11 protein-coding genes are annotated in these 18,339 nt (G+C 57.9%); 4 read left to right on the top strand and 7 right to left on the bottom strand.

Annotation, left to right across the window (positions count from 1 at the left end):
- Positions 1-105: 105 nt before the first annotated feature.
- The gene (locus IEX74_RS12255; RefSeq protein WP_188814283.1) at positions 106-1,416 is read left to right on the top strand and encodes a sensor histidine kinase; all 1,311 of its coding nucleotides are present in this window, start codon (positions 106-108) and stop codon (positions 1,414-1,416) included.
- Positions 1,417-1,471: 55 nt separating this feature from the next.
- Here IEX74_RS12255 and IEX74_RS12260 read toward each other — a convergent pair whose 3' ends face one another.
- Together IEX74_RS12260 and IEX74_RS12265 are read right to left on the bottom strand one after the other, a co-directional pair.
- Positions 1,472-2,242, bottom strand: coding sequence for a LytR/AlgR family response regulator transcription factor (locus IEX74_RS12260; protein WP_188814284.1), 771 nt, complete (start codon positions 2,240-2,242; stop codon positions 1,472-1,474).
- Between the two features lie 261 nt (positions 2,243-2,503).
- The gene (locus tag IEX74_RS12265) at positions 2,504-3,565 is read right to left on the bottom strand and encodes a sensor histidine kinase (RefSeq protein ID WP_188814285.1); all 1,062 of its coding nucleotides are present in this window, start codon (positions 3,563-3,565) and stop codon (positions 2,504-2,506) included.
- Positions 3,566-4,056: 491 nt separating this feature from the next.
- On the opposite strand from IEX74_RS12265, the gene IEX74_RS12270 reads away from it, so the two are divergent.
- Positions 4,057-6,696 carry a TonB-dependent receptor gene (locus tag IEX74_RS12270; RefSeq protein ID WP_188814286.1) on the top strand — a complete coding sequence of 880 codons (2,640 nt, stop codon included), beginning with the start codon at positions 4,057-4,059 and terminating at the stop codon, positions 6,694-6,696.
- A gap of 178 nt (positions 6,697-6,874) precedes the next feature.
- Here IEX74_RS12270 and IEX74_RS12275 read toward each other — a convergent pair whose 3' ends face one another.
- The 3 genes from IEX74_RS12275 to IEX74_RS12285 all read right to left on the bottom strand — a co-directional run bounded on the left by IEX74_RS12275 (position 6,875) and on the right by IEX74_RS12285 (position 12,161).
- Positions 6,875-7,768, bottom strand: a complete 894-nt coding sequence (locus IEX74_RS12275) for a rhamnogalacturonan acetylesterase (protein WP_188814287.1) — start codon at positions 7,766-7,768, stop codon at positions 6,875-6,877.
- Positions 7,769-7,778: 10 nt separating this feature from the next.
- Positions 7,779-8,576: a rhamnogalacturonan acetylesterase gene (locus IEX74_RS12280; protein WP_188814288.1), complete on the bottom strand. Its 798-nt coding sequence runs from the start codon at positions 8,574-8,576 to the stop codon at positions 7,779-7,781.
- 525 nt (positions 8,577-9,101) lie between these two features.
- Positions 9,102-12,161, bottom strand: coding sequence for a M4 family metallopeptidase (locus tag IEX74_RS12285; RefSeq protein ID WP_188814289.1), 3,060 nt, complete (start codon positions 12,159-12,161; stop codon positions 9,102-9,104).
- A gap of 656 nt (positions 12,162-12,817) precedes the next feature.
- On the opposite strand from IEX74_RS12285, the gene fucP reads away from it, so the two are divergent.
- On the top strand, positions 12,818-14,080 hold the full coding sequence (gene fucP / locus IEX74_RS12290; RefSeq protein WP_188814290.1) for an L-fucose:H+ symporter permease: 1,263 nt from the start codon (positions 12,818-12,820) through the stop codon (positions 14,078-14,080).
- A gap of 123 nt (positions 14,081-14,203) precedes the next feature.
- On the top strand, positions 14,204-15,397 hold the full coding sequence (locus IEX74_RS12295) for a PAS domain-containing sensor histidine kinase (RefSeq protein WP_188814291.1): 1,194 nt from the start codon (positions 14,204-14,206) through the stop codon (positions 15,395-15,397).
- Positions 15,398-15,487: 90 nt separating this feature from the next.
- Here IEX74_RS12295 and IEX74_RS12300 read toward each other — a convergent pair whose 3' ends face one another.
- Both IEX74_RS12300 and IEX74_RS12305 read right to left on the bottom strand, forming a co-directional pair.
- Positions 15,488-15,904, bottom strand: coding sequence for a response regulator (locus IEX74_RS12300; RefSeq protein WP_188814292.1), 417 nt, complete (start codon positions 15,902-15,904; stop codon positions 15,488-15,490).
- Positions 15,905-15,931: 27 nt separating this feature from the next.
- The gene (locus IEX74_RS12305) at positions 15,932-18,145 is read right to left on the bottom strand and encodes a PAS domain-containing sensor histidine kinase (protein WP_188814293.1); all 2,214 of its coding nucleotides are present in this window, start codon (positions 18,143-18,145) and stop codon (positions 15,932-15,934) included.
- Positions 18,146-18,339: the final 194 nt, after the last annotated feature.

Consider the following 18,339-nt stretch of genomic DNA (forward strand, 5'->3'; position numbering starts at 1 on the left):
ATATTTTGCGTCTCCTCGCTGCACGATTGATGCTAGCATGGAGCAGCCTCAACAACATCAGCAGACAAGAGACACAAAATATTGCGTCTCTACACCCTTCGGCGCATGACGCTACGCACCAAGTACATTCTGTTCGTAGTGTTCATTCACGCGGCCATTGCTGGGCTGGCGTTTCAGTTTCGGGCGTCGAACATGTGGCTGTTTATCGCCACCGAGGTGCTGCTGCTCATCACGGTTTACATCAGCATTCAGCTTTACCGCGGCTTTGTGCGGCCCCTGAACCTGATTGCGGCCGGCACCGAGGCCATTCGCAGCCGCGACTTTACCATGAAGTTTTTGCCCGTCGGCCAGACGGAAATGGACCAGCTCATCGGCACCTACAACACCATGATCGACGAGCTGCGGCAGGAGCGCATCACCCAGCAAGAGAAAAGCTTTCTGCTGGAGCGCCTGATTGCGGCCTCGCCGGCGGGCATTCTGCTGCTAAACTTCGATGGCAAGATTGAGGGCCTGAACCCGGCGGCGGAGCACTGCCTGCACCTGCCCGCGGCGGAGCTGGTGGGCCGCAAGCCGGCCGAGCTGCCGGGCGAGTGGGGGCGGAGCCTGGGCTTGTTGCAGCCGGGGCAGCCGCAGCTGGTGCAGCTCTCGGGCGTGCAAACCTACCGGGCCAGCACCTCGCACTTTCTGGATCGGGGCTTCACGCGCTATTTTATCGTGCTGGAAGAGCTGACCCAGGAGCTGATCCGGCAGGAAAAGCAGGCCTACGAGAAGCTGATCCGGATGATGTCGCACGAGATAAACAACTCCATCGGTGCCGTCAACTCCATTCTGCAATCCTTCCACTACTACGCCCCGCAGCTCACCGACGACGACCGCCCCGACTTCACGGAGGCCCTCGACGTGTCCATCAACCGCAACACGCACCTGGCCAACTTCATTGCCGGCTTCGCCAACCTCGTGCGCCTGCCCGCGCCCACGCCGCGCCCCACCGATGTGCACGAGCTGCTGAAAGCCACCTGCCGCCTGCTACAGGTGCAGAGCGAAAAGCGCAACATTCGGTGGCACTGGGACCTAGGTTCCGGTTCGCTATTCGCGGAGCTTGACGCGCAGCAGATGGAGCAAGCCCTGCTCAACATCTGCAAGAATGCCCTCGAAGCCATCGGCCAGGATGGCAACCTGTGGGTGCGCACGACGGCGCAGCCCGCGGCTATTTTCATCGAAAACGACGGCCCCGGCATTCCGCCCGAGGTAGCGCCGCGCCTGTTCACGCCCTTCTTCAGCACCAAGCGCGACGGCCAGGGCATCGGCCTGACGCTGATTCGGGATATTCTGTTGCAGCACAACTTCCGCTTCAGCCTCGAAACCCTACCGACCGGCCGCACGCAGTTTTTAATAGCAATGAACAATGAACAATGAGCAATGACGACTTAGGAATATAACTGCTCATTCTTCATTGTTCACTGCTCATTGCCTACGTCCAGCGGCTGAGGAACTGGTTGAACGGCTCTTTGTACTGGTCGCCGACGGAGATAGTGGCGGAGCCGATTTGCACGGTGTTGCGCGTCACGGCCCGGATCTGATCCAGCGCCACGATAAAGGAACGGTGAATGCGCATGAAGCGGCGGGGCGGCAGCCTGTCTTCCAGCGCTTTAAGGCTGGTGAGCGAGAGCAGCGGCTTGGAGCCATCGGCCAGGTGTACCTTCACGTAGTCCTTCAGCCCTTCGATGTAGAGAATCTCGCGAAACGCCACGCGCACCAGCTGGTATTCTACTTTCAGAAACAGGTATTCTTCTTCCGGTTCCGGCGCGGCGGGCGCGGCGGGCGCGGCGGGTGCGGGTAGGGCAGGAGCGGCGCCCGGCAGCTGAATCACCTCGGCGTAGGATTGCGCCTTGGTGGCGGCGCGTAAAAACTCCTCGTAGTTGAAGGGCTTTACCAGATAATCCAGGGCATCGACCTTGTAGCCATCGAGGGCAAACTGGTGGAACGCCGTGGTGAAAATGATGCGCGGACCTAGGCCCGGCCGGCCCTTGTCCAGCACCCGCGCCAGCTCAATGCCGGTTAGGTCAGGCATCTGAATATCCAGAAAAATCAGGTCGACGTCTTGCTCTTGCAGGCCGCGCAGGGCTTCTACGGCGCTGCTGTAGCGGCCTACCAGTCGCAGAAAAGGCGTTTGCTCGATGAAGGCGCACACCATGCCCAGGGCTAACGGCTCGTCGTCGACGGCAATGCAGTTTAAGGTCATAGGGGAGAGTAACTGAGTAATGATGGGATCTTGAACGGTGTAGCGCGAAGCTCCCGCTTCGCGCATCGTTGAACGATAATCGTTTGTATAACCTAGGTGCCAGTCGTTCAACGATGTAGCGCGAAGCTCTGCTTCGCTTATCGTTGAACGATTAATCGTGCATCAACCAACCTAGGTGCCAGTCGTTCAACGATGCGCGAAGCGGGAGCTTCGCGCTACATCGTTCAATGGATACGTGAAGCCGGTGCTTGGTGCTACAACCTAGCTCACCTGTAGCGTGAGCACCACCTGAAACTCGTTGTCAGTGGTCGACTCGGTGGTGGTCAGGTCGTAGCGGTCGGGGTAGAGCAGGTCGAGGCGGCGGCGCGTGTTGGTCAGGCCGATGCCGCTGCCGGTGTCCAGCGTGAGGGCGTGTTTGGGGAAAAGCGTGTTGCGCACTTCCAGGGCTAGCTCGGTGCCGCACTGCTGCACACTGACGTGAATCTGGCTGAGCTGGGTGGCACTCACACCGTGCTTAAAGGCATTTTCGACGAAGGGCAGCAGCAGCATCGGAGCCACGGGCACGTCGTGCAGGGGCTCGGGTTTGCTGAACGTGACGGTTACTTTATCGGTGAGGCGCAGCTGCATGAGGGCCATATAGTCTTGCAAAAAGGCGATTTCCTGGCTGAGCAGCGTGGTGCTGGCCTGCGTTTCGTAGAGCACGTAGCGCATCATGCGCGAGAGGGTGTGCAAGGCCTGCCGGGCCAGCTCCACGTTCACCACGGTGAGGGCGTAAATGTTGTTGAGCGTGTTGAAAAAGAAGTGCGGATTGATCTGGGCCTTCAAAAACGACAGCTCGGTTTTGGTGCGCTGCTGTTCCAGCTCCTGCCGCAGCAAGGCGTCGGTTTGCCACTTCTGCACCACCGTGGTGCTGGTGCTGATGCCGAGCACCAGCAGCGTAATCAGCAGGGCGCCAATGTCCAGAAAGCGCCGATTGGGTCGGCGCGGGCCGCCCCGCCCCTGAAAAATGTGCTCCATCAGCTCCGGCAGGTGCAGCCAGCGCTCCAGCCAGTAATTAAAGAAACAGAGAGCGGCCGTAGCCACCAGGGCCGTTACTACAAACCAAAGGGTATGGTCACGAAATAATAACCTAGGTACCCACACCAGCGAGTTCAGGTAAAACAAGCCAATCCAGAGGAAGAATAAGCTAGCCTGTTTAATCCAGAATTGAGGGGGCAACGGAAGCCAGCGCGGCTGCAAGAGCACCAGTACCGAGCCCATCACCACCCAAACTAGCACATGAATCAGCGGCGATACGTAGCGCTGCAACGAAGAAGAAGCCATTGAAGAATAGAATAGAGCTGCACGAAAAATCAGCCGTTAAACTTACAAGATGCTACCGATAAGCACCCGCCAGACCGGCCACGAGCCCGATTCTGCCGACCAGGAGGTGCTTTTTACGGTCGGGTATGCGCGCATAAGCCATTGTTTTTACAGTTTCTGCGTAAACAAATAGCTGTGAAGCGGTTATACCAGCAGCATCGGCAGAGAAACGGCGACTGGCGTCTGCCGGGTGGTTGAAATCAGCGTGCCTCCAAAGACAGAAAGGCTGCCTCCATCGGTATTCCCGGCCGCGCGGTCTACTTGGCGGTTCGCATGCTCGTGCTGCGCCGTTATTTTGCCAAACCTAGCTTTTAAATATAATCCCGTTTGCCAGCCGCTACGCTGCAACGGTAGCCCCACCAACGCCGTCGTATGGCACGCATCTTTCGGTAGCTAATTAGCAAGTTCCTTCCCCTCAAGTTAAGCCCACATTTGGGCGGCGTAAATCACTCATGAAAAAGCTTTTATTCGTTCTTACCCTGACTAGCTATTCGGCTCTGGCACAAGGGCCTCCTGCCGGTGCACCGGGTGGGAGCACCCGGCCGCAGCCAGCGGCGGCCGTTCTTTCGGGAACTTCAACCGCCGCGGGTAGTGGCAAAATCACGGGTACCGTGGTCGACGCGGCTACCAAGAAGCCTGTGCCGTTTGCCACGGTGGCCCTCATTAATACTGCCACCGGCAAGCCCGTGGACGGCGCTTCCTGCGACGACAATGGTAAGTTTACGATCAGCCAGGTAGGAGCCGGCACCTACCAGCTACAGGTAAGCTTTCTGGGCTACAAAACGGTAACGAATGGCCCGCTGACCGTGACGGAGCGGGGCGGTACGCTCAACCAGGGCACCATCGCGCTGGGAGCCACCACGCAGCAGCTCGGCGAAGTAGTGGTGCAGGGCCAAAAGCAGCTCATCGAGGAGAAAGTAGACCGCCTGGTGTACAACGCCGACCAGGACGTGACGGCCAAGGGCGGCGACGCCACCGACATCATGCGCAAAGTGCCGCTGCTGGCCGTCGACCTCGACGGCAACGTGACGTTGCGCGGCTCTTCCAACGTGACGGTGCTCATTAATAATAAGCCTAGCACCATCGTGGCTAGCTCAGTGGCGGACGCGCTCAAGCAGATTCCGGCCGACCTGATTCAGACGGTGGAAGTGATTACCAGCCCTTCGGCCAAGTACGACGCCGAAGGCTCGGCTGGTATCATCAACATCGTGACGAAGAAAAACACGCTGGCCGGCAAAACCCTGAACGTGGACATCGGAGGCGGCAACCGTGGGGCTAGCCTGAACCTGAACGGCAACTACCGCAAGGGCAAGATGGGCTTCAACCTAGGTGGTTTCGGCCGGAGCCAGTATAACGTGCACGGCTCCTTCAACAACAACCAGACGATTCGCTCCGAAAACGGGGATCTGAACACGATCCAATCGGCCGACACGCGCAACCGGGGTTTGTTTGGCAACTACCAGCTCGGCTGGGATTATGACATTACGGAGAAATCGTCGCTGACGGCAAACATCCGGTACGGGGTGCGTAACAACATCACGAACCAGGATAACCTGCTGACCGAGACCTACTCGCTGACGGACTACGCGCTGCTGAGCTCCAATGCCCGCAACGTAGAAACCAAGGACCTCTCGGGCACCGTCGACGCGAACCTGACCTACACACACACCTACGCGCCGCAAAAGGAGCTGAGCATCCTAGGTTTGTACAGCCGCAACAACCGCACGAACGACTTCGTGGCCGATCTGCTGACGAACGATGATATCAGCCAGCAGCGCAACAACAACGAGAGCTACAACCAGGAATCGACGATTCAGGTTGACTACTCGACGCCGTTGCAGAAAAACCAGCTGCTGGAATTTGGCGGTAAAGGCATCTTCCGGCAGGTGAACAGCCACTACACCTACTACCTCACGGAGCGCGCCACGGGCGCGGAGCAGGTGGATGTTAATCGCCCGAATAATACGCTGAACTACAATCAGAACATCACGGCCTCGTACCTCTCGTACACCTATACTACCCAGAACAAGTACACGCTGAAAGCCGGTGCTCGCTACGAGTACACGTTTATCGATGCGCACTTCAGCAACAACTCGGAAGGCCAGCTCAGCAGCATTCCGAACTACGGCAAGCTGATTCCGAGCCTGAACCTGTCGAAAAGCTTCGAGAAGGGCCAGACCATTAAGCTAGCCTACAACCGCCGGATTCAGCGGCCGGGTATTCAGTTTCTGAACCCCAACACCAACTCGTCCAACCCAACGAACATCACCGTCGGCAACCCGTATCTGGCCCCCGAGCTGACCGACAACTTGGAGCTAGGTTTCAGCACGCAACTGAAGGCGTTTTACATCAATGCTTCCGTATTCGGCCGGCGCAGCAACAACTCGATTACCAGCGTGCGCGATACGTTCAGCCTGCGCACCGGCGACCCGGTGAACCCCGTGTTGCAGCAGGGTATTCGGACGAGCTACCAGAACATCGGGCGCGAGGATAACTATGGTATCAACCTGTTTACCAACGCTACTTTCTTCTCGAAGTGGCAAATCGGCGGCGGCATCGACCTCTACTACGCCGACCTGACCAACAACGTAGCGGACCCGATCTACCGGGCTTCCAACTCGGGATGGGTAATATCAGGTCGCCTAAACAGCAGCCTCACGCTCCCGAACGACTGGACCATCCAGGCGTTTGGCGGGGCTCGCGGCCGGCAAATACAGCTGCAAGGCTACCAGGGCACCTTCGCTTTCTACAACCTAGGTATCCGGAAGCAGTTCAACGACAAGCGCGGCAGCTTCGGCATCTCGGGCGAAAACTTCGCCAACTTCCCCTTCGTGGTGCGCTCCGAGCTGACGTCGCCCATCCTGACGCAGAGCACCAAAACGAGTTTCTATAACGCCGGTGTGCGCTTCAACTTCAGCTACCGCATCGGCAAGATCGGCGTGGAGCAGCCCCGGAAGCGCCGCAGGTCGATTGAAAACGACGACATAAAAGGCGGCGACAATGGCGGCGGTGATGTTGGTGGTCAGCCCGCCGCGCCGCAGCAGGCAGCCCCTGCTGCACCAAGTGGCGGTCGACGCGGCGCACGGCCGTAGCTCACGCCTCCCACTAGCAAGTAGCCAAATTTTCAGTCTGCTTATAAAACAAAGAAGCCACCTAACAGGTGGCTTCTTTGTTTCTAGTAACTATCATGAAAATCGTTTGTAGTCGCTCTAGCGCTGGTTGATTACCTAGCTCAGTAACACGTCTTAACCATTTGCGGAGTGGGAAGGGCTAGCTATTTTTCTTCGCTAGATACTTCGTTAGAGGGCATTTCTTCAGCCCGCGCAAGCCTTCTACCACGGCCCCGGCGTTCATCTTCGCACCGGCCTCAATGGTGTGGGTGTGGTCGGTGGTGTTGAAGTAGGTGGCTTTCACTTTCTCCTCGCCTTCCTTGTCATATTGGTCGGCAATAATCTTGTTCAGGTCGATGAAGTACGCGCCGCCCTGCTTGGCGGCTTCGGCGGCCCACTGACCGTAGTCTGCGCTGGCACGGTTGGCTTTGCCATTCTGCCAAGTGTTGCGTGGAATGGGCGAGCAGACCAGCGTAGTGGCGCCTTTACCTTTCGCCTCGCTGATGAATTTGCGCATATACCAGCCGTAGGAGTGCACCACTTCCTGCTTCTTGGTGATGGGGTTGAACACTTCCTGACTTTCCTCGCCGTTACCCTTGATGGTGCCGCGCGCCCGCGCCGTGTCGGCTAAGGGACCGTTGTCGTTGTGGCCGAACTGCATGATGACAAAGTCGCCGGGCTTGATCTTGGTCAGTACCTTTTCCCAGTGGCCTTGGGTTTGAAAGGTGCGGCTGCTGGTACCACCTAGGGCATCGTTCTCCACCCGAATGCGGGTTGTGTCGAAGTAGGCGCCGATGTAGTTGCCCCAGCCCCAAAGCCCACCGTCGCCCTTGCCTTTGCCGTTCTTCACCGTGGAATCGCCAATGAGGTAGAGGGTCGGCTTGGGGCTAGCTTTGGGCGGCGCAAACGAGCAAATCAGCAGTGTCAGAAACAGCATACTCGCTGCCGTCCCGATCAGGGCAACAAGGCGCGTGCTACGGCTGATGCACGGGGTGGTGCCGTTAAGTTGCTCGAAAGAAGAGAGGTGTAAGTTGGTTTCCTCGGAGTAATTCATAAAGAATAGGTTAGCGTTTCGCCAAGTACTTATTCAGCTGTATTTTCTTGTTGGCCTTGATGCCATCCACGACCGAAGCCGCATTCACCTGAGCGCCGGCTTCGTTGGTGTGGGTGTGGTCGCCCGGGAAAAACTTCTTCACTTCCTCCGGACCTAGTTTGTCGTATTTGTCGGCCGTGATGCCGTTGAGGTCAATGAAGGCAATGCCCTCCTGCTGCGCTACTTCAGCGGCCCACTTGCCGTAATCGTTGCTGGCGCGCTGCACTTTGCCGTCCTTCCACTCGTTGCGTGGAATCATGGAGGCGATGATCGGCGTGGCGCCTTTCGCCTTGGTTTCGCGCACAAACTTGCGCAGGTAGTACCCGTAGGTGTGCACCGTTTCGGCGTGACCATCGGGCCAAGTGAGTTGCTTGATTTCCTCGCCGGTGCCTTTCAGCACGCCGCGCCGGCCAGCTTTGGTGGTATCGGGTGCACTACCTTCGTTGTGGCCGAACTGCATGATGACGAAGTCGCCGGGCTTGAGCATGGAATCGACTTTGGCCCAACGCTTTTCGGAAATAAACGTGCGGGTGCTACGCCCTGCCATAGCCCGGTTAACGACCGCTAAACGCGTAGTGTCGAAGAAGCTAGCAAGCTTGCTGCCCCAGCCCATTTGCGGGGCGTTGGTGTTGCGCACGGTCGAGTCGCCGATGAGGTAAAGGGTGGGGCGCTGCGGCTTTTGGAACGCCGCCAGCAAACCTAGCACCGCGAGCAGCACCGCAGTCCGGAGCCGGATATCCGCAAAACGGCGGGACGTGTTTCTGGGCATGGAAGTGAGAGGAGAAGTGCGGAGTGCCTGGCCTTGCAGTCGTTCGCAAAACCGTACCCACACGAAGGTGGAAAGAACAGTAGTGGAAGGTAGTGACCAGCACCGCGTTGTCGCCTCCTGTACTCTCCTGTTAGAAAGATGGTGGAAGGTAGTTCTACCGAAGTAGCAGCAGAACGGCAAGGCTAGGTTTGGCTAACCAAAGTTTGCCTTTCCCACATCTGTCATCTTCCCGCGTCTGCCATCTTCTCGCGTCTGTCATCCTGACGAAGGAAGGACCTTCCTCTCTTTATCCTCAACGCTTTTAAACGCCTAAGCCCTTAAAGCTAGCTTTAGTGCCTTATGAAAAGAGGTCGTTGGGCACACATAGTTAGACTTGGCGTTTATCAGAGGGAGATCCTGCGCAAGCTCAGGATGACAGACGTGGGGAAATGACAATAGGTAAAGAGAATATCAGATTAGTAAAAACAGATACACCCCGAACCAGCTATTGCCGACCCGGGGTGTCAAGGGTGTAATCTGTTTTAGTTATAGCTTGATAACTTGCCGCGTAGCGGTGCGGTGGCCATTGGTGGCTCGTAGTAGGTACGTGCCGGAGGCTAAATTACTGAGGTCAAAGGTATTGCGTTGGCTAGGTGCCAGCTTCAGGCCGGTGCGAACCGGGCGACCCATCAGGTCATAGAGGGTGGCTTCGGCGGCTAGGTCGGCTTCGATGGTGAGCTGGCCGCTAGTGGGGTTGGGGTAAGCTGAGAGACCGGTAAGTTCATTCGCTTTGGGCTCCGTAGCTAGCACCCGTTCGCCTTGGGTGAACCACACGCCCCATTTGGCCCCAGTGACGAGCACGGAAGGATTGCCAGCGGGCTCGATTTTGCTGGCTTGCAGGTCCGTCACAGCCACCACCGTGTCGCTGTCTATGTCGAGGGCGGTGAAGAGCATCTTGTCGTCTTTTTTGCTGAATGAAGGCGTGCCGGCTACTTCACTTTCCTCAAAAATTGTCTTTATGTCGTTGGTTTCCAAGTTAGCAGCCATCACGTAGAAGGGGTAGTCGCCGCCGTTGTCATCGAGCATATCGAAGGCCATGATGTTAGGCGAGTTCTTCGATAAAACCGGGTTGCCGATGCTAATGCCGTCGGGCAGGTTTTGCACCAGCTTCTGGATGCGGCCGTCGCCCCAGGTATTCTGAGCGTTATTCCACACCCGCAGAAAGCCGATGTCCCAGTAGCTTAGCGCATTGCCCTGCGCGTTCCGGATCGAATTAAAGGCATCATAAATCAGGTATTCGCCTGAGTAATCCCATTCCAGCGCGTCGGCATATACGACGCCCGTAGCGCGGCCACCCGCGGTGGTGGGCAGATACAGCCCGTAGCGCACAATCTGGTTGGTTTTCAGGTTGAAGATGTAGATAGAGGTGTCCTGTGCCGTCGTGACGGCGGCTAGCTTGCTGCCATCCTTTGAGATAACCACGTTGCTCCAGATCGGCTGATTCTGCACAATAGACTCGGTGGGTGAGCTTTTGAGCTGAACGGCGCGAATCCGGTGGGTGGCATCCACGAACACGGCCACGTTGCCCTGATCCGTGATGCTCGGTTTGGAAATTGCCTCCGTATTGGAGAGGCGACTAAAGCCAATGAGTTGTGGATCAGTTACATACAGCGTGCCGCTCACGCTTCGGTCGGTGTTGTAGAGCATCACGTAATCCTGACCAGGATTGGTGGGCAGAGTGCCCGGCGCGGGTTGGGTGGTGCCGTTCAGGATGCCGACAGCGTCGAAGGCAGCGCGGGCGGCATTTACCTCGCTGGAGTTATCGCCATAAAGGTCGGTGGCGGCCTGAATAACGCCGAGGCGCAGGTCCAGGAACTGAGAGGAGCGGGTCAGGTAGGTCGTCAGGGTGCGGTACCACACCTGCTCGGCGTGTTCCTTGCCGATGGCGGTGGCGAATTTGTAGAACGCCCAGTTCGGAATGCCGCTGTTGATGTGCACGCCGCCGTTGTCCTGCGAGCCGGTGTACAGCTCACTCATGGTGCGTGGCTGAAAGCCCCGGTCACTAAGGCTGCCGCCGCCATTATGTGGGTCTGATAACGAGCGGAGCGCGCCGCTCGGGAACGTGCTGCGCTTCACTACATCTTCGCCAATGTTCCAATCTTCGCGGTCCATCATGGTGCCGAATACGTCGGCGAAGCTCTCATTCAGCGCACCGCTCTGGCCCTGATACACTAGGTTCGCCGTTTTCTCGACTACGCCGTGCGTCATTTCGTGGCCCGCCACATCGAGGCCGCCGGCCAGGGGCGAGAAGCCGATGTTGCCTTCGCCGTAGGAGATAAAGCGGCCGTTCCAGTAAGCGTTGTCCATGCCGCTGCCATCGTCTTCGGCCACGCGCACCATCGAAATCATGGTACCGCCCTGGCCGTCCAAGGAGTTGCGGTTGTGCGTGTTGCGGTAGTAGCTGTAGGCGATGCCCGCGTTGTAGTGCGCCGATATAGCCGATTTTTGGCCTGCGCTCCACGTATTGTTGCTGCTGTTGACGTGCGTAATCACCGAGTTTTCGCCGTAGGTGTTGTTGGCATCCACGGTGAGCAGGCCGCCAACCGGCTGGTCGGGTAAGCTCGATTGACCTAGGTTGAACATCGGCTGCGAACCATCCAGCATATAAAATTTGCCGCTCAGCTCGTAGGTGTGCAGTGTCTGCGTCTTACCGTTGAGGTCGATGCCCGAAGCGGTGCGCGGCCCATCGGCCGTGCACGACGACTCATATTGGTTTAACACGGCGCCGGTGCGCGCATCCACAAACGACTCCCAACGCTGCACTAGCGAGGGGCGCGTGGTGATGTGCCAGGCCAGCACCGACGCGCTACTCGGCGTGGCGTGGTATATCACTAGCTCTGAGCTAGGCCCGTCGTAGGCGAGTAGCTTCTTGGCGTCGGCCGAAAGCGGCTTTACGTTGGTTTTGGTGCGGAGCTTAGTTTCGGCTTTGGCGGCAGCATCAGCGGCGGCCAGGGCGGGCGTTACGCTGGTAAGCGCCTTGGGCGAGCGGAAATGTCGGCCGCTGAAGAGCGTGGGCTGACCTTGCGCATCCAGGTGTACGATGACTTCGGAGCCATACACGGGCAGGCCTTTCCAGGTTTGGCGCAGGTGAACATGGGTCTGACCTAGGTTGTCGCGCGAAGCCTCGGTTACCTGAAACTCCTGCGCAGGCTGCTGCACACCTAGCTCCTGGCGTAGCTCCTGCAAAAAGGCCAAGCTAGCCGCCTCTGGAGAACCGGGCCGGGCAGCGCCGTTTGCTTTACTTTTCGCTTTAATCATCACCGGCAAGCCCGAATCCTGGGCGCGCACAGCCTGCACCATTGCTAGAGTGTGGCCGTTAGCTGCTGGGCGCGCCAGGGTTTTGAGGCGGGGCTGAGCAGCTTCTATTTGGGAGGAGCGCGCCGCCGCACCGTTTATAATGGCTTGCACGTGGGGGCGCTCGGCCAATGTGGCAACGCGGGTGGCCGATTTAAAGGGCTTGGCCGGAGTCTGCGCCTGCGCAGCTCCCAGCGTGCACGTAGCAGCCACGACAGCCACCACTTGCCAGGGGCGTAAAGTAGGTTTCACCAGGAAAGGAATAGGAGAAAAGAGTGAAGGATGAGGTATAGTATCAGCCGCTAATCGTAGCGGATGCGGAAAGCGCAAGAGGGGAAGAAGGTAGCGCCGTAAGCTGGGAGAGAAGTTGCTGGCGGCCGCTACTGATGCAAAAGTAGTCTGGTGCCCTAGTGCGCCGCAATCACATAATTGGGTGACGCGTGGGGAAATAGCTAGCTTATACTGCCAAGTAAGAATTGTACTCTTTAGCTAAGGTGCTAGTGAAGAAAAGCACCGGTTTAATAGAACGTCATTCCGGCGCTAGGAGGAATCTCGCGTGCCGTCGTTGTAGCGATAAACTCTGAAGGTTGGAACTGCTCCTGCACGCGAGATTCCTCCTAGCGTCGGAATGACGGTCCGACGAGGCTTGGCTCAACGGCTTTGTTACTTATCTTTCAGCTGGTCAGCGCTCGGTTGCTACCTTGCCGAAAACTCCCGATTGAGAACCTAGCCCGCAATCGTGTGCGCTGGTGCTAACGATTGCAGGCTAGGTTCTCAATCGCTTTGCGGTACTTTTCCAAGTAGCAGTCAGCTGACCTAGCTTCAGCAACGCACTGATTATGAAATAGAAATCTTTTGCCGAACCCCTGAAATCAACCCCTTCCTACTCACCGACCATCGAAACACGCATGGAAACCACTACCCGCCCGCCTGCTCAGGCTGCCGCTTTTACCGAGAAAAAGTACCTGACGACATTAGTCTTTGTTACCTCACTTTTCATGCTCTGGGGTATTGCCATCACGATGGGCGACGTGCTGAACCGCCATTTTCAGAACGTGTTGCACGTGTCGAAGGCGCAATCAGGACTGGTGCAGTTCTCCATTTTTGGAGCTTATGCAGTGATGGGGATTCCGGCGGGCTTGTTTATGAAGCGCTTTGGGTACAAGAATGGGGTGCTGTTTGGGCTAGCTTTGTATGCTATTGGGGCATTTTTATTTGTGCCGGCGGCCAATGCCGAGTCGTTTGGGTTCTTTCGGGTGGCATTGTTTATTCTGGCCTGTGGCCTAGCTACGTTAGAAGCCGTGGCGCACCCGTTTGTAGCCGCTTTGGGCGACCAGCGCACCAGCGACCAGCGTATCAATTTTTCGCAGGCTTTCAATGGTTTAGGGGCCGTGCTAGGGCCACTCATCGGCGGCTACTTCATCTTGCGCACCGGTCAGGAGCACTCCAACGACCTTGAGTCGGTGAAGCTGCTTTATCAGATTATCGGCGCCGTAATTCTGGCCTTGGCTGTTGCTTTTGCCTTCGTGAAAGTGCCGGCCCTCACCGACCCGCATAGCGTTGAGGCCGAGCAGGATGCTTACGCGGTGCCCACCACTCCCGAAGACCTGGCGGAACCCAAGAAGCTCTTGCAGTACCCGCATTTCCGGTGGGCTGTGCTGGCTCAACTTGTAAACACGGCCGCGCAGGGCGGTACCTGGGCTTTCTTTATCAACTACGGCGTCGAAAAGATGGGCTTCGCGGCCGAAAAAGCCTCCTACTACTTTGCCCTGAGCATGGTGTTGATGATGGTGGGCCGCTTCGTGGGCACGTTCCTCATGCGCTTTATCGCCCCAAATAAGCTGCTCGCCACCTTCGCCCTCGGCAGCATCACGATGTGTCTGATCATTGCGCAGAGCTTTGGCTGGCCTTCCTTTATTGCCTTGCTGATGCTTAACTTCTTCTTCAGCATCATGTTCCCGACCATCTTCAGCCTGGGGCTGAAAGGGCTAGGTTCGCGCACCCAGCAGGGCTCGTCGTTCCTGGTGATGGCGGTGGTAGGCGGCGCCATTTTCCCGCCCATCATGGGCCTGGTGGCTAACCACGACGTTGCGACGGCCTACTATCTGCCGATCATCTGCTACGTAGTTATCTTCCTGTTTGGGGCCCGCTTCTACAAGGTGCGAACCTAGGTTGCCGGGCAGGTAGCTAGAGGGTAGTTTATGATTGGAGCTGCGCGGTTGGCTAACTTTGTTGCATCTTGTCTATAACCAGGCCCACCGGATCAGCTTAGGTCCTGCGCTATTTCGCCCTTTATGCCAACGGCTCCATCATCTACTTCTCCCGATAAAGGCCCGCTAGAGGCGGAAAACCGCCTTTTGCGGGAGGAAATCGCCCGGCTTAAGCGTGAGCAGGAGACGCCTGTAGTGCCCCAAAATCAGGAACGCTTCCGGACGGTGTTTGAGAATTCGCCGCTCGGCCAGAAAATAATTGACCCCGACCTGACGATTTGCCAGGCCAACCAGGCCCTGGCCACCATGCTAGGTTTTGAACGCCCCGATGAGGTGGTGGGCCACCGCATTCTGGAGTTTGCCCACCCCGACCATATGGCCGACTGGCAAAAGCTCCAGCAGCGCCTGTGGGCACATAAAGAACCTAGCTTCGGGCTCGAAACCTGCCTGGTGCGTCAGGATGGCTCGTCGTTCTGGTGCCGCGTAACGTCGGTGCTTTTCCCCGACGACGGCCAGGAGCTAGGCTACACCACCCTGGAAGATATTGCCGAGCGCAAGAAGCTGGAGATTTTGCACAAGCGGCTTTATGATGCCCAGGAAACCATTCTGCACCTGGTTGCCCACGACCTGCAAAGCCCCATCAACAACATTCGGATGCTGGTAGATCTGCTGCTCGATGACCCTGCCGTGCGGGCCATCGAGCCGGCCAGCGCCCAGCAGAACGTGCGGGAGCTGCTGAAGCTGGTGGAGCGCGCGTGCACCGAGGCGGGCGTATTGCTGAAAGACGTGCTGTACCTGGGCCAGATGGAGGCCAACCGCCTGGAAAAGCACCGCACCGACCTCGGCGCCTTCCTGAACGAGCGCCTGATCGTGTTTCGGGTAGCTGCTCAGGAAAAAGACATCGAGCTGGTGCTGGAGCTGCCCCCGACGCCCATTCACGCCAACATCCACGCCGATAAGTTTGGCCGCATCCTCGACAACCTGCTCACCAACGCGTTCAAGTTTACCCCGGCCGGCGGCCAGATTCGCGTCCGCCTGCAAGAGCACGAGGGCCGGGTGCGGCTTATTGTGCAGGATACGGGCCTGGGCATCCCGGAGGAGTTGCAGCCCCGCGTCTTCGACAAGTTCACGGCCGCATCGCGCCCCGGCCTCTACGGCGACACCACCACAGGCCTGGGCTTGTTCATTACCAAGCAAATCGTGGAGCTGCACGAAGGCAAAATCTGGCTGGAAAGCAAGGAGCACCACGGCACCACGTTCTTCATCGACCTGGCCTAGGTCTTGCGGCTGGCTTGCTGCAAGCTGCTTGAAGACAGCCCAAGAGAATAGAAAGAAATATAGGCCAGCCAGAAAAACCTGTGGCCGAACCTAGCCTGGCTGCCCCGGCGCGAAATAGGTCTTCAGCACGCCCGCGACTTTCTCGACGGTGAGGGGCTTGTTGAGGATGTCCGTCACGGGGAGCTGCCGGAGGCGCCGCATCTTTTCCGGGAGCAGCGGCGTGGTCAGCATCACGATGATGATGGCGTGCCCGATGCGTGGGAGCTGCTGGTAGGCTTCCAGAAACTCAAGGCCGCTCATCACGGGCATGTTCATGTCCAGAAAGATAAGGGCGGGGCAGTCGGGCGTCGTGTGCTGACTGTGTGCCGCCAGCTGCTCCAGGGCCTGCTGCCCATTGCGGGCCACCAGCACCTTGTCAGTAACGGCTAGCTTTTCGAGAGTTCTCTGATTGAGATAGTTAGTAGTCTGGTCGTCGTCGACCAATAGCGTAAAGGTGGGCGTAGGCATGAAGAAAGCGCGTAGCGAGAGGGGCTACTAGCGTTTAAAGTAAACGGAAAAAGTGGAGCCCTGGCCCGGTTCGCTTGCTACCTCCACCTTGCCGCCGGCGTTTTCCACCATTTTCTTGACCATATAAAGTCCCACGCCCGAGCCCTCGACATGGGTGTGAAACCGCTGAAACATGGTGAACAGCCCGCGCCCCCGACTGAGATCTAAACCTAGGCCATTATCAGCGACGGTAAGCACGGAGTAAGGTCCTTCAATCCGGCAGGCTATCCGCACCAAGGGCGCACGGTCAGGGTGACGGTATTTGAGGGCATTGCTGAGCAGGTTGTACAGCACCGAGCGCAGGTTTTTCTCCGAAAAAGAAACCGTGGGGCAGGCCTCCACATCAGGCTCTATTTGCGCGCTCGTCCCGGCAATCAGCGGGGCCAGGTCCAGGCAGACATCGCGCAGCACCTCTTCCAAGCGAACCTGCGGAGCAGTCTGGCCGTGTTCCTGTTGCAGACGCGATACGTCGGTGAGGTGTTCGATGGTGCGCTTGAAGCGGTTGACGGAAACCTGCATCATTTCCAGCAGCACAGGCACGACGCCCGCCTGACCGGCAGGCGGCAGCTCCTGGCACAGGGTGGTCAGCAGGCCTTCAATGTTGATAATGGGTGCCTTCAGGTCGTGGGAGGCCGTGTAGATAAACGCGTCCAGGTCGACGTTGGTGCGTGTGAGCTGGGCGTTGGTGGTACCTAGGTCGCAGTTGGCGCTATGCAGCTCCTGATTGATAACGGCAAGCTGCTCGTTCAGAGCCTGCACCTGCTGGCGTGCCCGCACCTTTTCAGTGGCCTCCACGATAAAAACCAGGATGGCATAGGGTTGCTGCTGCTCATTGAGCAGCGGCTGGTACACAAAATCAAGATAACGCTGCTCGGTCTGGCTGGTGGCGGGGTTGTAGAGCAGTATGGGTTTCTCATTGGCCCGAAAAGGCTGCCCCGTGGCGTACACCTGATTCAGCAGCGGCAGAAAATCCTGCTCGGCCAGCTCCGGGAGCTGCTCGGCTACCGTGCGCCCGAGTTGGGCGCGCCCGGCCGTCAGGGCGTGGTAGCTGGCGTTGAAAAACGTGTAGCGATGCTCGGGCCCGGTCAGCGTGGCAATAGAAGCCGGTACCTGCCCCAGAATATGCTGTAGCATCTGCTGCTGCTGCCGAAGCTGCTCGCGCTGCTGCTCGGTTTCGCGCAGGGCGGCTTGCAGCTGCCGGGTGCGGGCGGCTACGTGCGCTTCCAGCTCCTGGTTCAGTTCGCGCAATTGCTGCTGGGTGTGCTCCAACTGCAAGTTCAGCAGGTTAAGCTCTTCATTGCTCGTCACCAGCTCTTCGTTAATCGAAGCCAGCTTGGCGTTGATGGAAGCTAGGTCGGCATTCAGGTGCTGAACCTGCTGCCGGGCTAGCACCTGCTCGGTCACGTTGTAGGCGAAGTTCAGGATGCCATCCGGGTTGCCTTCCGCGTCGCGGAGGGCCTGAAAGGATACGTTGAAATAGCCTTCTTCCAGCAAGCCGGTGCTGGTGTAGTCAATCCAGGTTTCCATCTCATAGCCGTAGAACGGTTCCCCAGTCTGGTACACGCGGTCGAGCGCCTCAAAGTAAATCTTGCTTTCCAGCTCGGGCAGCACATCCCGAACCGGTCGTCCCAGCAACGTCCGACCGGGGAATAGTTTCTGGTAGCGCGGATTCACGAACTCATAAACATGATCAGGGCCGGTGAAGAGCGCAATATTAGCCGGGGCTTCCATCAGCACATCGTGCAGGCGCCGGCGGCGGATTTCGGCCTGGCGGCGAGCCTCCTCCTGGCGGGCCTGGTTCTGCTGCAACGCCTGCCCGACGACGACCTGCGTGTCGGTAAAGCTTGCTATCAGTCGCGAGCCGGTACGCTGAGCCATCACCTGGAAGTAGTGGTCGATGTTGTCGAGCTGGTAATGCAGGTCGTAGTGGCTCACTTCGCCGCTCTTAAACACCTGCTGGTAAAAAGCGAAAAAATTGCTGCTCTGTGTGGTAGGGAAGCGCGTGAGCACCGTGACGCCCGGACACTCCGGTAGCCCAAGCTTGTGCTGTGCGGCCGTATTGAGGTAGTCCAGCGCGAAATCCACCGGTTCGCTGCCGTCGGGTCCGTAGACGGGACTCAGCATAATAACCCCGTTAAGAGAAACGTGGAGCAGCGTCTGGAGCAACTCGTCGGCAGAGGTTTCGGCAGGTAGCTGAACCATAGAAAGTTGGGTGGTAGAGGGTGGGGTAAGAAGCCAGTTGGCTCAGGAGCAGTTAGACGGTGTATACTTACTCATTAAATACGTATCAAAACAGAGACGTTCCGGGATTTTAGCAGGAGCGTGTCGTGGCCTGATTACCACCTAGCTATCTGCGTGGTCAGGTAGCTGAGTAAACCGGAAACGCCCCGGCGCTT

The organism is Hymenobacter cavernae (assembly GCF_014641455.1).
In the GTDB taxonomy this organism is placed as follows: Bacteria; Bacteroidota; Bacteroidia; order Cytophagales; family Hymenobacteraceae; genus Hymenobacter; species Hymenobacter cavernae.

Coding starts and splice junctions, on each gene's coding strand:
- IEX74_RS12255 (WP_188814283.1), top strand. CDS start 106: ATGACGCTACGCACCAAGTACATTCTGTTCGTAGTGTTCATTCACGCG.
- IEX74_RS12260 (WP_188814284.1), bottom strand. CDS start 2,242: ATGACCTTAAACTGCATTGCCGTCGACGACGAGCCGTTAGCCCTGGGC.
- IEX74_RS12265 (WP_188814285.1), bottom strand. CDS start 3,565: ATGGCTTCTTCTTCGTTGCAGCGCTACGTATCGCCGCTGATTCATGTG.
- IEX74_RS12270 (WP_188814286.1), top strand. CDS start 4,057: ATGAAAAAGCTTTTATTCGTTCTTACCCTGACTAGCTATTCGGCTCTG.
- IEX74_RS12275 (WP_188814287.1), bottom strand. CDS start 7,768: ATGAATTACTCCGAGGAAACCAACTTACACCTCTCTTCTTTCGAGCAA.
- IEX74_RS12280 (WP_188814288.1), bottom strand. CDS start 8,576: ATGCCCAGAAACACGTCCCGCCGTTTTGCGGATATCCGGCTCCGGACT.
- fucP (WP_188814290.1), top strand. CDS start 12,818: ATGGAAACCACTACCCGCCCGCCTGCTCAGGCTGCCGCTTTTACCGAG.
- IEX74_RS12295 (WP_188814291.1), top strand. CDS start 14,204: ATGCCAACGGCTCCATCATCTACTTCTCCCGATAAAGGCCCGCTAGAG.
- IEX74_RS12300 (WP_188814292.1), bottom strand. CDS start 15,904: ATGCCTACGCCCACCTTTACGCTATTGGTCGACGACGACCAGACTACT.
- IEX74_RS12305 (WP_188814293.1), bottom strand. CDS start 18,145: ATGGTTCAGCTACCTGCCGAAACCTCTGCCGACGAGTTGCTCCAGACG.